The sequence below is a fragment of the Vibrio anguillarum genome, assembly GCF_003390515.1.
Taxonomy (GTDB): Bacteria; Pseudomonadota; Gammaproteobacteria; order Enterobacterales; family Vibrionaceae; genus Vibrio; species Vibrio anguillarum.
This window is the reverse complement of sequence record NZ_CP031478.1, coordinates 70,160-84,472: the sequence shown is the minus strand read 5'-3', so window position 1 is coordinate 84,472 and position 14,313 is coordinate 70,160. Positions and strand designations below refer to the sequence as shown.

Below are 14,313 nucleotides of genomic sequence, written 5' to 3'. Positions count from 1 at the left end.
AACGTTAATCGTTCCCCAAATTTTAATTCGTAAGTGGATTACAACTTGGCTGCAATCATGACTTCAAGTTTGCCTTGGTCAATGGCAAAGTTACGGATGCCTTCCGCTAATTTTTCTACGGCCATTGGGTCTTGGTTATGTTCCCATAGGAACTCTGCATGGGTCATTGCTGCAGGGCGTTCTTTGTTACCTTGAGAGTCAACCAGTTTTTCAACCACTTCACCTTCAGCTGCTTCGAGTTCTGCCAGTAAAGAAGGGGCAATAGTCAAACGATCACAGCCTGCTAACTCTAAAATTTCACCGATATTACGGAAGCTTGCGCCCATCACGACTGTCTTGTAGCCATGTTCTTTGTAGTAATTGTAAATAGCAGTCACGGACAATACACCAGGATCTTCTTGCGGTGCAAAATCACGGCCTTCTTTGGCTTTATACCAATCCATAATACGGCCGACGAATGGAGAAATAAGGAATACGCCTGCTTCTGCACACGCGCGTGCTTGAGCAAAGGAGAATAATAGAGTCAGGTTACAGTTGATGCCTTCTTTTTCAAGGATCTCTGCTGCGCGAATACCTTCCCAGGTTGAAGCCAGCTTGATCAAAATACGGTCGTTAGTAATGCCAGCATCGTTGTACATTTTGATCAGTTGGCGCGCTTTTGTCACGCTACCTTCCATATCATAAGAGAGGCGAGCATCGACCTCGGTAGAAATACGGCCCGGAATCGTTTTTAGGATCTCTTTACCGATATTGACAGCAAGCATGTCACAAGTATCTTGAACTTGTTGAGCCTTGTCTGAGCTCTGTGTTTTTGCGTATGCGATAGAAGCATCAATCAGTGGCGCGTATTCTGCAATTTGAGCCGCTTTAAGAATGAGAGATGGGTTAGTGGTCGCATCTTCTGGTTGGTATTTTTTGATTGCGTCAATTTCACCAGTGTCAGCAACAACAGTCGTCATTTTACGAAGTTGCTCTAATTTATTGCTCATATCGATCATCCTATTTCTTTGGGCCAAGCCAGATTTTGAGTTTGCTGGGCATTTGCAAGCGGGTTAGCAATCACATAGTCATGTCTTACACATGCCAGAAAAGCTAACTCAATTATTTCCAGCGACCGAACATTTGCGTTGAACATTTGCTCGATCGTTGAGTAAATGATGTAGCCATATTTATCTTATCCACTGGGAAAGTCAATCGCTGTTCTGAGGTTATAGTGATATCAATCAACTATTTTTTTGTGAATTAATCTAAGTGCTGATAAATAAACGTTTGCTTAGATTTATCAAGGGTTGAAAGCGAACGTTACTGTGCATTGAACAGAGTGAGAAAATGTAATTTCCGTGAGCAAATGTTGCAAAGTAAATGAGGCTTAACCTATGCTAGGTCAATGAGCAAATGCTCAATTGTCGTTATTCTGCGCACAATATTGACCATGAGATCCCGTATGACCACTCCCAATCAAGACATTTCTATCGAAAATACTGACTTATTAACTGAAATTTCAGTGGCTTATTACCAAGATGGTGCAACTCAAGAAGAGATTTCGAAAAAGTTTTCTCTTTCACGAGCCAAAGTGGGGCGAATGCTTAAACAGGCACGCGATGAAGGGATTGTCGAAATTACGGTGAAATATCATCCTGTTTTTAGCGCCAAAATTGAGCAGCGACTGATTGAACGCTTTGGTATAAAACGTGCGCTGGTTGCACTTGACCAACCTAGCGAAGAGTTGCAGCGCCAACAAGTGGCGGGGTTGGTTTCCAATTACCTGACCAGTACGCTAAAAAACGGCATGGTTGTGACCGTTGGTCAAGGCCGAAATGTATCGGCCGTGGCGCATCATATTGGCGTTATCACACCGCGAGAGTGTAAGTTTGTCTGTAGTATTGGTGGCATTCACCCAAGAGGTGGGATGTTTAATGCGGATCATATCTGTCGACAACTGGCCAAAAAATACGGTGGAAGCTCTGAAACGCTTTATGCGCCTGCCTATGCTGAAAATCGCGAACAAAAATTGGCGTTTATGCAAAATGCAACCGTCAAACAAACCTTAGATTTAGCACGTAAGGCAGACATTGCGTTAGTGGGTATTGGGGATATGAGTGAAAACAGCTACATGGTCGATCTCGGTTGGTTTACCGCCGATGAAGTGGTGCAGTCGCGTTTACAGCAAGGTGTAGTGGGGGATTTCGCTGGTTATGATTTTTTTGATATCCACGGTAAAGCTGCCAATACGGTGATGAGCGATCGTGTGATTGGGTTAGGGATTGACGAATTTCGACCGATCGCTGAGGTAATCGCTATCGCGGCTGAAAACAGCAAACCTTTAGCGCTGCTTGGGGCGCTACGCACCGGTGCAATTGATGTGATTGCCACCAGCGTAAGCAACGCGTTAACGGTATTGAATTTAGATGAGCAGATACAAACCGTCATTGGTTAGTGGATTCAGGTTAGTGAATTTAGGCTCATAAATTAATCTGCAATAACTGTAACGTGATTTTAAGATCTGAGTTTGGCTCGCATTGGCTGATTATTTTTAAACTTAAAAGATATTTCTCTGCTGTATTGACGCAAACCCAAGGAGAAACTTATGAACAAGTTGATGATCACCCTTCTCGTTGTTGCGTCATTTAACGCCACCGCAGAGACAACCAAACCCGTCGTGGCGGGCTACTTTGCTGATTGGCAATATGAAAATGAGCAAAACCCCTACACAGTTAAAGATATTCCAGCAGAGAACTTGACTCATGTTATTTACGCCTTTTTGAGTATGTGTGGCCCCCATTCTGGAGCCAGTGAAACCGTACAAAAGCAAATCGCTAAGCAATGTGAAGGAAAAGCACCATTTAGTGCGATTGTTGTTGATACTAAATCCGCACTAGAAAAAGAGTTTGGCGCAGTCGATGTACCAGTTCCTTACAAAGGTCACTTCGCTCAACTTGCACAAATGAAGAAAGACTATCCGACGCTTAAGATTCTGCCTTCATTTGGCGGCTGGACAATGTCTGAACCGTTCCACGCAATGATAAAAGATCCTGCTACGATCAAGCATTTTTCCAAAACAGCGGTTGAACTTATAGAGCAGTACGCCTTCTTTGACGGCATCGATATCGATTGGGAATATCCGGGTGGTGGCGGTTTAACTACTTCGCCTTGGAATCCGGATACGAAATTAACCGACGAACAAAAAGAAGCAGAAAAACAGGCCTATACCGAGCTGATGAAAACATTACGTGCTGATTTGGATGCGTTGAGTAAAAAGACGGCTCGCCACTATGAACTTTCTACTGCTGTTGGTGTTGGAGCGAAAGCGGCTCAGATAGATTGGCCAGCCGTATCCCCTTATTTAACCAATATGTTTGCGATGACTTATGATTTTCTGGGTGGTTGGGGAACGCAAACGGGCCATTTAACCAATTTACATGCGACGGATCGCAGTTGGTGGGGAATGGGAGCCGATGTGTTTATCAATCAAATGATCGAATTGGGTATACCAAGCGAGAAATTGGTTATCGGCGCGGCGTTTTATGGACGTGGTTGGCAAGGCACTCAAGATTATGAGGGTGGTTTGCCTACGGCTGATCTTGTGTCTGAGCAGGGAGCGCCGTTTGGGACCGGTGAAAATGGCTATTTCATGTTCTGGGATTTGATGAAAAATTATCGCGCGGCACAAGGGTATCAATATGGTTACGATCAAGAATCGCAAGCACCATATTTATGGAATGCAGAAAAGAAAGTATTTATCTCGTATGAAGATGAACGTTCAGTGCGCGCCAAAGCCAAATGGGCAAAAAACGCAAAACTAGGGGGGATTTTTACATGGGAACTTTCAGGTGATCCTTCAGGTGAATTGATCAAAGCAATGGCTGATGAGTTGAAATAGCACGCTTTGTAAAACATGATCAAATCCCCACAATGATGGGGATTTGATTCAGAGACTAAAGCTCAATAGGCAGCTCAGTGCACTGCCCCCATTCTGTCCACGAACCATCGTAAACGCACAGTTTTTCGTAGCCGCAAATTTGCGCAGCCAGCAGCACAATACCGGCGGTTACGCCTGAGCCACAACTGAAAATGTATTGCTCTTTTCCAGCAGTCAGCGTCGCTTTCATAATAGGTTGTAGATCTTGCGGTGATTTAAGCTTATGCCCGTTCATCAACTCTGTAAAAGGTAAGCAAATAGAGTGAGGAATATGGCCACTGCGCACGCCTTCTCTTGGTTCTTTCATTTGACCCAAAAAACGGGCTTGTGAACGTGCATCAACAGTTAAGCTCTCTGGGTTCTCTATTTGTGCAAGCACATAGTCTGCGTTCACAAAATAGCGAGGATCGAGCGTGCCATGGAAGTTTCCGTGTTTAAAGGCATGTGTGTACTCTTTTACAACGGGTAAACCTTGGCGTTTCCATTCGGTTAATCCACCATCAAGAACGTATACCGACGCATGTCCCATCGCTTTGAGCATCCACCATGCCCTCGGTGATGCAAACGTCCCGCTATTGTCATAGACAACGACGATCGAATCGTGGTTTAAACCGATCGATTGTGCTAATTGGTTAAAGCGATCTTCACTAGGCATCATATGAGGTAGTGGCGATTGTAGGTCACAAAATTCACCATCATAATCAAAGCGGCGAGCGCCGGGAATGTTATGCAGAGTATCTTTCTCAGTTTCACTGGGAATTTGGAATTCAATACTGCAATCAAGAATAACGGTGCGCGGGTCGCCTAACTTTTGTGCTAGCCATTGGGGGGAGACGAGTGGTGACATGAGTTTAACTCTCCTATTGTGTGGGCTGATGCGGTGGACGAACGAGAAAGACATTATTGAGTCTTTGTCGTTCATTTACTGGCAAGTCTGGCAGTGAGCGAGTTTGATTAAGTTCATTTCTCTCCACGTCATTGAAAGAGCGTCCAACATCAAAATTTTGCCTTGTTTTACCTGCCCATATTGAGCGATCACTTTGATCGCTTCCATCGCTTGTACCGCGCCAATAATCCCGACGACAGGGGCCATTACGCCCGCTTCGACGCAAGTGAGTACGTTACTACCAAAAAGAGCGCTTAAACATTGGTAACAGGGCTCGTCTGGGTGCTGATACATAAACACGCTGACTTGCCCTTCCATACGAATCGCGGCACCAGATACCAGTGGTGTTTTAGTTTGAAAGCAGATTTTATTCAATTGGTTACGAGTATCAAGGTTATCTGATGCATCCAGCACCAAAGAATGCTGTTCAATTAATGCTTTCAATTGTGCATCTTCAAGGCGTTGATCAACGGTATTTACCGTTAAATACGGGTTAAGCATACGCAGTGACTCTGCCGCTGAGTCCACTTTTTTACGTCCAATATCGGCATCGCTATGCAGCACTTGGCGCTGTAAATTAGAGAGCTCAACCACATCATCATCGATGAGCGTGAGTGAACCAACACCTGCCGTGGCAAGGTATTGGCTTGCAGCGCAGCCCAATCCTCCTGCGCCAAGAATTAAAATAGAGCTTTGTTTAAGTGCTTCTTGTCCTTCAAAATCAAACTGTTTGAGAATGATTTGTCGGTTGTAACGAAGTAGCTCCTGATCAGATAGGATCTCCATAGTGATCCTTAGTACAAGCTGGGATTAAAAAGTTGGATATTGACGGTTTCGCCCACTTCCACTCGGCCACGATCTTGCTCTAACACCACAAAACAGTTGGCGAGGCTCATCGAACGAAATGCTCCCGAACTTTGATTTCCGGTAGTTTCAACAACAAACTGGCCATTTTCAATTGTGTAAATACCGCGTTGGTAGTCAGTACGGCCCGGTGATTTTTTAAAGGCATTTTTAGTGATGGCTGGAATGGACTCCGGTGCTTTCCACTGAGTGTGTCCAGCCAATTTAGCCAGCATAGGTTGCACCAAGACGTATAGGGTTAATACGGCTGAGACGGGGTTGCCAGGTAAGCCACAGAACCAAGCATGATCTAATGTTCCAAATGCAAACGGTTTGCCCGGTTTTATTGCCAGTTTCCAAAAACCGATTTCTCCGAGTTCTTGCAAAATATCTTTGGTATAGTCAGCTTCGCCTACACTTACGCCGCCAGAAGTAATAACCACATCGGCCAAATGTTGAGCTTTATCAAAGGTAGCTTTTAAAGTGGCAGGGCAATCAGCAATGATCCCAAGATCAATCGCTTCACAACCAAAATTCTCAATTAATGGTTTAATGCCATAACGATTGCTGTCATAGATTTGCCCCTCAGCAAGAGGTTCACCGAGTGGTTTTAGCTCATCTCCAGTTGAGAAAAAGGCCACTTTGGGTTTACGAAAAACGGTCACATGGCTGATGCCGAGTGTGGCAATCATTGGGATATCACGCGAAGTCAAGCGAGCCCCTTTATGTAGCACTACATCGCCTTGTTTGATGTCATCACCAGTGGGGCGAATATTTTGCTGAGGCTTCGCATTCGGCTGTAGAAAGCAGATACCATTTTCGTTTTCGGTCGTTTGCTCTTGCATGATCACCGCGTCGCAACCAGCTGGAATTTTCGCGCCAGTCATAATTCGCACGCAACTGTTGGCTGGCCACGGCCCTTCAAATGGAAGACCGGCAAAAGATTTGCCAGCCAGCGGCAGGGTGGTTGACTGTTGCAGGTCAGCTAATCGAATAGCGTATCCATCCATCGCTGAGTTATCGAAAGGCGGCACAAAAATGGGTGAGAGTAACTCTTCGGCCAACACATAGCCTAATGCGTCGGCTAGCGGTAGTTTCAGCGTCGTTTGGATGGGTTTGATATTCGCTAACATTGTCTCTAACGCTTGTTCGATAGGCATTAAGCCCGGTGAATCACAACAGCCCATGGTCGGTTCCTATAGCTTTTTTCTTTGCGAGGACTTTATCATACATTGCTTACGGGCAATAATGACCATCCTTAAAATATGGATGTAATTATTCAAAATTCCGAGTATCCTTGTCTGCCATCCGAAAGGGGTAAAAAGTAAGAGGAATCGGAATGCTAGGTCTTAGCGAATCAGCAAAGTTGGTCAAAGATGCGCTAGAGAGCCGAGGTTTGGAAACGCCTATGCGTCCAAATGAGGTTACTCGTGAAGAAAAGAAAGAAAAAATCGAACACCATATGCGTGAGATCCTCACACTACTCGGTCTTGACCTGACCGACGACAGTTTAGAAGAGACGCCCCATCGAATTGCGAAAATGTATGTGGATGAAGTGTTTTCTGGCCTCGATTATCAAAACTTCCCCAAAATTACTGTGATCGAAAACAAGATGAACGTCAGTGAAATGGTGCGCGTAAAAGAGATTACCGTGACCAGCACCTGTGAGCATCATCTAGTGACTATCGATGGTAAAGCCGCGGTGGCGTATATCCCAAGAGGCAAGATAATTGGTCTTTCTAAGATTAACCGTATTGTACGTTTTTTTGCTCAGCGCCCCCAAGTTCAAGAGCGAATGACACAGCAGATTCTGGTGGCTTTGCAAACCTTACTCGGTTCAGACGATGTCGCGGTCACCATTGATGCCACTCATTACTGCGTTAAGTCACGTGGTGTTATGGATGCGACCAGTGAAACGACCACCACAGCATTAGGCGGTATTTTTAAATCTAACCCTGCCACCCGCGCCGAATTTTTCCATGGTTTACATTAATCGAATCTCAGTTGAGTCCATCGATTAATGTTGATCAACTAAAAAGCCCTCGCAAGTGAAGTCGAGGGCTTTTTAGTTTTACCACGCACGCCTTATTTAAACAGAACCAAGTACTCGCCATAGCCCTCAGCTTGCATCGCCTCTTTTGGTACAAATCGCATCGCGGCAGAGTTCATGCAGTAGCGTAAGCCGGTTGGTGCTGGTCCATCCTCAAAGACATGGCCTAGGTGAGAATCTGCAAAACGGCTGCGCACTTCGGTTCTGGTATAAAAAAGCCGAGAATCGCTTTTGGTCGCAATATACGCTTCATTAATTGGCCGAGTAAAACTGGGCCAGCCCGTACCAGAACGGTATTTGTCGGTAGAAGAGAATAATGGCTCTCCGCTGACCACATCGACATAAATACCATCGGCTTTGTTATCCCAATACTCATTCTTAAATGCGCGTTCAGTACCTTCTTCTTGCGTCACGTAATATTGCAAATCAGTCAATTTGGCGCGTATTTCTTCATTCGAAGGTTTGGTGTATGCCTTAACGTTGTTTTGCATTTTTTGCGCTTCGATCAATTGACGTAAGGTTTTTGGATGCTCATTACGATCTTTACCGAAGATGGTATCAAGATATTGGTCACGTCCGGAAGCATGACGATAGTAGGTGTAACGTACTTTGCTCTTTTTATAAAAGTCTTGGTGGTACTCTTCAGCAGGCCAAAATTGGCTATATTGAATCAGCTCTGTTTTGAGCGGCTTTTTGAAGATCCCTAGCGCATCGATTTCTTGCATAAAACGCTGCGCAGTCTGCTTCTGTTCACTGTTGTGATAAAAAATGGCAGGCCGATACTGTGGGCCTCTATCAACAAACGAGCCTTGATCATCTGTCGGATCAATGTGGCGGAAAAAATGATCCAATACATTTTCGTAGCTGACAACTTGCGGATCAAAGGTCACTTGAATCACTTCAATGTGGCCCGATTTTCCTGATGAGACTTGTTTATAGGTAGGGTTTTCAAGGCTGCCACCCGCATAACCAGAGACAACGCTAATGACACCGTTGAGTTTTTCAAGATCAGATTCTGTACACCAAAAACAGCCCCCAGCTAATGTCGCGATTTGCTGATTACCAATGCTGGGCATGGTTTTAGGCTGAGTTTCTGCTTGGCTAAATAGCGAAAACAGAATAGGAACAATAAGTGCTATTGAGAATATAAAGGGAGTAAAACGTTTCATAACCGACCTTACTTATTTTTTATTGATACTGGTAAAGAACGGTGAAAAGCGCAAAAAATTACAGAGAAAGAAAACAAATAGCGTGAAGAAAACCTTTCTGAGCCCGAAGATTTGTGCTCAGAAAGGTTAATTTCGAACAATAATATCAGGTTAGGCCGATGATATTTCCTTTAGAATCAATGTCTAAATACATGAAGGCGGGTTTTTCAGGAAGACCCGGCATGGTCATCACGTTGCCGCATAGCGCATAGATAAAGCCAGCACCCGCACAGAGCTTTAATTCGCGAATCGGTACATCAAAACCTTTTGGTGCGCCTTTAATCGCAGCGTTGGTTGAAATTGAAAGTGGCGTCTTCGCCAAACAGACAGCAAGCTTCCCGTAACCTTGCTCTTGCATGTTGTGCATTTGACGTCGTGCTTTATCACTAAAAGTGACGCTTGCCGCGCCATAGCCCTTTTTCGCTACGGCGTTGATCTTATCTTCGATCGTCTGCTGTGCTTGGTATAACGGTGTGAACGTACTCACTTTTTGACACTGCTTAATGACTTTGGAAGCAAGCTCAGTCGTCCCTTCGCCTCCAAGAGCAAAACCTTCACTCAGTGCAACCTCTACCTGGTAGGGTAGTGCGTGAATCATCATTGCGAGCTGCTCAAGCTCTTCTTGGCTGTCTTGTGGAAAGCGGTTAATGGCAATTACGGCGGGTATTCCATACTTACCCACATTTTCAATATGCCATTTGAGATTTTCAAAACCGGACACCAACGCGGCATGGTCTGGCTGAAATAGAGTGTCGGGAACTGGCTGGCCGGGACGCAATTCATACAGACCAGAGTTCGCTTTTAAGCCGCGAAGTGTGGTGACGATAACGGCGCAATCTGGCGCTTTCCCAGATGTCGCTGCTTTAATATTGCACGCCTTTTCAAATCCCATATCAGAGCCAAAGCCGCCTTCTGTTACAGTAAATTCGGCTAACCTTGTGGCGATGTCATCAGCGATAATAGAAGAGTTACCGTGCGCGATATTGGCAAAAGGCCCGGCGTGAATCAGTGTCGGTACGCCTTCTAACGTTTGCATTAATGTAGGTTCAATCGCCTCTTTCATACTGACAGCCATCGCCCCAGCGACTTGTAAATCTTCGGTGGTAATCGGTGTACCATGGTGACTATAGGCGACGACAATCCGCCCAATCCGTTGACGCAGATCGTTTAAGTTTTTGGCTAATGCAAGAATCGCCATCAGCTCAGAAGCCGCTGAAATATCAAAACCATCTTCACGCTCAAAGCCATTGATTGATTTATCCGTTTCATTTCGGCCAACGGTAACCATGCGCAATGCGCGATCGTTGTGATCCATCACTCGCTTCCAAACCACATTATTCGGGTCGATACGCAGTGCTTTCATTGCGGTGCGTTGCTCGAAATCGTCATAACCAAGGCGCTGTTCGTGATAGATCCGGGCATCTATCGCCGCTGCCGCTAGGTTATGCGCCGCTGTGACGGCGTGGATATCGCCAGTGAGATGCAAATTGAGCTCTTCCATTGGTGCCACTTGTGAATAACCGCCGCCAGCGGCTCCGCCCTTAACACCAAAGATTGGTCCCATTGAGGGTTGACGAATACATGCCATCACCGAATGACCCAATTTTGCCATTCCTTGTGATAGGCCGATGGTCGTGACGGTTTTTCCTTCCCCTAATGGCGTTGGAGTAATGGCAGTCACAAGGATTAACTTTCCAACCGTTTGTGTTTGCAAACGTTCAAGGCAACTTAATGAAATTTTCGCCTTAAAGCGGCCTTGGCTGTGGAATTCGCTGGCGGTGAATCCTGCTTTGTTAGCGATAGCCTCTATGGAGGTTAATGAAGTGGCGCGGCAAATTTCAATATCAGGCAGCATAAAACCCTCATTATTTAGTATTGTACGGGTTGGGAAAACGTTTGCGTCGCGATAATAACGTCAAAAAATGGGTTGTAAAGTTATTTAATGAGTGGATTATAAACTAATGTCTGAGCTTTTAGCTCGATTCTTCGTTCTCTTTTGTGTCATTGTCGTTGGGCTCTTTATGGTGATCATCTTCAAGTTGATCACTATCTTGTTGATCATAATGCTTGACGACAAAGGGGGTTAACATAACGGAAGAGGGAAGAAAACGTTTCATATGGATTTCCTTGTTTGTTAGTAACTGAACATATGGTATTGAAACTCGGCTTACACTGCTTTAGCTCTGACGGCCTTTACTCTATAATGCGGCGTTTTTACTAGGCCAACCTTACCTCACTGCGGATATTTTATGATTTCAAAAAACCAACTGAAACTACTTCGTGCTTTAGGCCAAAAGAAACAGCGCAAGGCTCATGGCCTGTTTTTAGTGCAAGGCGAAAAGAACGTATTGGAATTGATTAACAGCCAACTGACGGTGAAGCAGGTTTTTGCCACTGCGGAGTTTATCGCACAAAACCGCGTTGAGCTTAGTGTTTTTGAATGCATTGAGGCCACATTAGATGACTTAACCAAAGCCAGCACCTTGGTGAGCAATAATGCGGCAATCGCCGTCGTTGAGATCCCCGAAGTGACGGTGCCTGAAGCGAAAGGATTGATGATCGCTCTCGATGGTGTTTCTGACCCCGGTAATTTAGGGACGATTATTCGTGTTGCTGATTGGTATGGCATTAAACACATTGTCGCTAGCCACGATTGCGCCGATCCATACAATCCCAAGACCATCAGTGCCACCATGGGTAGCTTTGGGCGTGTTACGGTGAGCCAAGTGGATTTGAGTGCTTATTTACAGAGTTCAAATCTACCTGTTTATGGGGCTTTTTTAGAAGGTGAGAGCGTACATCATACGAAATTTGCAGCAGAAGGGATTTTATTGATGGGCAGTGAATCGCATGGTATTCGTGCCGAAGCGGCTCAATATGTCACCGACAAAATCACCATTCCCGCCTTCGGGGGAGCAGAGTCACTTAACGTAGCAATGGCTACGGGTATTATTTTGGATAACCTGCGCCGCCAACATCACTAGATCAAACCAAGATCACTCGGTCAATAAGTAAAGCTTAAAAGTTGTTGCTTTGGATTGTCGTCAAAAAGCGTGATAACGGATGCCGTGTTTGCGCTTTTTTTATAACGCTAGTTATAAAAAGAAAAGACTACTTCTCTAACATCCCCAGTTTGTTTGGCACGCCATTCCATTTTTCAGCATCATCCATGGCTGGTTTGACTTCGGTTTGCACCGGCCATATATCGGCAAGCTCAGCATTGAGTTCGATGTAAATCTTCTGATCTTCTGGGAGTTCATCTTCTTGAAAGATAGCTTGAGCTGCACATTCAGGAACACATAAACCGCAATCAATGCATTCAATGGGGTTGATCACCATAAAATTGGGGCCTTCGTGAAAGGCATCTGCAGGGCATACCGCGACACAGTCAGTAAATTTACATTGGATGCAATTATCCGTTACGACAAACGCCATGATGATCAGCTCTTAGTTAGTCAAAAATGAAGAATGGGGATAATACGCATCCCAAGTTAAATTTCAACATCCAACGCTATGAATATCTAGCGTAACGTGTGATGAATTCGGGATTTAGTATGACAGATAACGCTATTTCCCGTAAAATGCGCGCCATTGTGAGCGGGCCGCTTGCGGCTTTGGCTAAGACACCGACTAAAACGAGACACCGACATGATACGTTTAACCGAAATTAAACTTCCTTTGGACCACGAGGAAGGGGCAATTTTTGCTGCTATTACTGAAAAACTTGGTATTGCTGATGAACAAGTTCTTTCATTCAATATGTTTAAACGTGGCTACGATGCTCGTAAGAAAACGAAAATCATGCTGATTTACACGCTAGATGTGAGCGTGGAGAATGAAACAGAGTTGCTTGCTCAGTTTGCTGATGATCCGCATGTGAAAGTGACGCCGGATATGGAGTACAAATTCGTTGCTCAAGCGCCAGCGAATCTTACTGAGCGCCCAGTGGTGATAGGCTTTGGCCCTTGTGGTCTATTCGCAGGACTGATTCTTGCTCAAATGGGGTTTAACCCAATCATTGTCGAGCGTGGTAAAGAAGTGCGCGAACGCACCAAAGATACCTTTGGTTTTTGGCGTAAACGTACATTGAATACTGAATCTAACGTGCAGTTTGGCGAAGGTGGAGCGGGAACTTTTTCTGATGGAAAACTCTATAGCCAAGTGAAAGATCCTAACTTCTATGGTCGTAAGGTCACTACAGAATTTGTCGCTGCGGGCGCACCTGCTGAAATCATGTACGTGAGCAAACCGCACATTGGCACGTTCAAATTGGTGACCATGATTGAAAAAATGCGTGCCAAAATTATCGAATTAGGCGGTGAAATTCGTTTTAGTACTCGTGTTGATGACATTCACATCGAAGAAGGGCAAATTACCGGGCTTACGCTGTCAAATGGTGAAGAAATTAAAACGCGTCATGTTGTCCTTGCGGTCGGTCATAGCGCACGTGATACCTTTGAAATGCTGCATGAACGTGGCGTTTATATGGAAGCCAAACCCTTTTCAGTAGGGTTCCGTATTGAACATAAACAATCAATGATTGATGAAGCGCGTTTTGGTTCGAATGCGGGTAACCCCATTCTTGGCGCGGCGGACTACAAATTGGTTCACCACTGTAAGAATGGCCGCACTGTTTATAGCTTCTGCATGTGCCCCGGTGGCACGGTAGTGGCGGCTACTTCTGAAGAGGGGCGCGTTGTGACCAATGGCATGAGCCAATATTCTCGCGCAGAACGTAATGCTAACAGTGCGATTGTGGTGGGTATTGATCCTGAACGTGATTATCCCGGTGATCCGCTAGCGGGCGTGCGCTTCCAACGTGAGCTTGAATCAAGAGCTTATCAACTTGGCGGCGAAAACTACGATGCGCCAGCACAAAAAATTGGTGACTTTTTACAAGGTCGTGATCCGAGTGCGTTAGGTGATGTCGAACCCTCTTTTACACCCGGCATCAAGTTGACAGATATTTCAAAAGCGTTGCCTGATTTTGCTATTGAAGCCATTCGTGAAGCGATCCCAGCGTTTGATAAGCAGATCAAAGGATTTGCCTCTGAGGATGGTTTGTTAACTGGAGTAGAAACTCGCACGTCATCACCCATTTGCATTAAACGGGGTAAAGATTTCCAAAGCATCAACCTGAAAGGCTTTTATCCGGCAGGTGAAGGTGCAGGTTATGCGGGCGGGATTTTATCAGCAGGCATTGATGGTATTAAAGCGGCCGAAGCATTGGCGCTTTCTATGGTTAACGAAGCTGAAAAAGCATCATAATTTGCAATATTAAGCATAAGAAAAGGCTCATTGGAGCCTTTTTTATTACAGGGACGATTAGATTCGTTATCAAATTGAATTTTAAAAGTTTCTTCTGATAGAGATTATCATTTAACTAAAAACAATCTAAACTAGCCCG

Annotated in this window: 13 protein-coding genes; 5 read left to right on the top strand and 8 right to left on the bottom strand. The window is 45.0% G+C overall.

Annotation, left to right across the window (positions count from 1 at the left end; translation table 11 throughout):
• Positions 1–38: 38 nt before the first annotated feature.
• Positions 39–989 carry a transaldolase gene (gene tal / locus DD616_RS00340; protein WP_026027792.1) on the bottom strand — a complete coding sequence of 317 codons (951 nt, stop codon included), beginning with the start codon at positions 987–989 and terminating at the stop codon, positions 39–41.
• Positions 990–1,444: 455 nt separating this feature from the next.
• Between tal and DD616_RS00335 the strand changes: the two genes are divergently transcribed.
• Positions 1,445–2,437, top strand: a complete 993-nt coding sequence (locus DD616_RS00335) for a sugar-binding transcriptional regulator (protein ID WP_017046938.1) — start codon at positions 1,445–1,447, stop codon at positions 2,435–2,437.
• A 150-nt stretch (positions 2,438–2,587) separates the two neighbouring features.
• Positions 2,588–3,880 carry a glycoside hydrolase family 18 protein gene (locus DD616_RS00330; RefSeq protein ID WP_096037095.1) on the top strand — a complete coding sequence of 431 codons (1,293 nt, stop codon included), beginning with the start codon at positions 2,588–2,590 and terminating at the stop codon, positions 3,878–3,880.
• Positions 3,881–3,935: 55 nt separating this feature from the next.
• Here DD616_RS00330 and DD616_RS00325 read toward each other — a convergent pair whose 3' ends face one another.
• From DD616_RS00325 to moeA, 3 genes are read right to left on the bottom strand one after another with little or no spacing between them, the layout of a single operon-like run.
• Entirely contained in the window at positions 3,936–4,820 is an 885-nt protein-coding gene (locus DD616_RS00325) for a sulfurtransferase (RefSeq protein ID WP_208871529.1), read from the bottom strand.
• 21 nt (positions 4,821–4,841) lie between these two features.
• A complete protein-coding gene (moeB, locus tag DD616_RS00320; protein WP_017045530.1) occupies positions 4,842–5,591 on the bottom strand; it encodes a molybdopterin-synthase adenylyltransferase MoeB in 750 nt (249 codons plus the stop codon).
• Between the two features lie 8 nt (positions 5,592–5,599).
• Positions 5,600–6,835 (bottom strand): molybdopterin molybdotransferase MoeA, encoded by a 1,236-nt coding sequence (gene moeA / locus DD616_RS00315; protein WP_017046934.1) that lies wholly within the window; start codon positions 6,833–6,835, stop codon positions 5,600–5,602.
• A 152-nt stretch (positions 6,836–6,987) separates the two neighbouring features.
• On the opposite strand from moeA, the gene folE reads away from it, so the two are divergent.
• On the top strand, positions 6,988–7,641 hold the full coding sequence (folE, locus tag DD616_RS00310) for a GTP cyclohydrolase I FolE (protein WP_013867838.1): 654 nt from the start codon (positions 6,988–6,990) through the stop codon (positions 7,639–7,641).
• Between the two features lie 92 nt (positions 7,642–7,733).
• Here folE and msrB read toward each other — a convergent pair whose 3' ends face one another.
• The 3 genes from msrB to DD616_RS00295 all read right to left on the bottom strand — a co-directional run bounded on the left by msrB (position 7,734) and on the right by DD616_RS00295 (position 11,023).
• The gene (gene msrB / locus DD616_RS00305; RefSeq protein WP_208871528.1) at positions 7,734–8,867 is read right to left on the bottom strand and encodes a peptide-methionine (R)-S-oxide reductase MsrB; all 1,134 of its coding nucleotides are present in this window, start codon (positions 8,865–8,867) and stop codon (positions 7,734–7,736) included.
• A 145-nt stretch (positions 8,868–9,012) separates the two neighbouring features.
• On the bottom strand, positions 9,013–10,761 hold the full coding sequence (locus tag DD616_RS00300) for a formate--tetrahydrofolate ligase (RefSeq protein WP_208871527.1): 1,749 nt from the start codon (positions 10,759–10,761) through the stop codon (positions 9,013–9,015).
• 118 nt (positions 10,762–10,879) lie between these two features.
• Positions 10,880–11,023 (bottom strand): hypothetical protein, encoded by a 144-nt coding sequence (locus DD616_RS00295; protein ID WP_013867835.1) that lies wholly within the window; start codon positions 11,021–11,023, stop codon positions 10,880–10,882.
• Positions 11,024–11,155: 132 nt separating this feature from the next.
• Between DD616_RS00295 and DD616_RS00290 the strand changes: the two genes are divergently transcribed.
• Entirely contained in the window at positions 11,156–11,890 is a 735-nt protein-coding gene (locus DD616_RS00290; RefSeq protein WP_047688384.1) for an RNA methyltransferase, read from the top strand.
• Between the two features lie 127 nt (positions 11,891–12,017).
• Here the strand turns inward: DD616_RS00290 and fdxA are convergent, their stop codons facing one another.
• Entirely contained in the window at positions 12,018–12,341 is a 324-nt protein-coding gene (gene fdxA / locus DD616_RS00285) for a ferredoxin FdxA (protein WP_010318513.1), read from the bottom strand.
• Positions 12,342–12,554: 213 nt separating this feature from the next.
• On the opposite strand from fdxA, the gene DD616_RS00280 reads away from it, so the two are divergent.
• Complete coding sequence (locus tag DD616_RS00280; RefSeq protein WP_038171574.1) at positions 12,555–14,174, top strand: NAD(P)/FAD-dependent oxidoreductase; 1,620 nt, start codon at positions 12,555–12,557, stop codon at positions 14,172–14,174.
• The last annotated feature ends 139 nt before the right edge of the window (positions 14,175–14,313 follow it).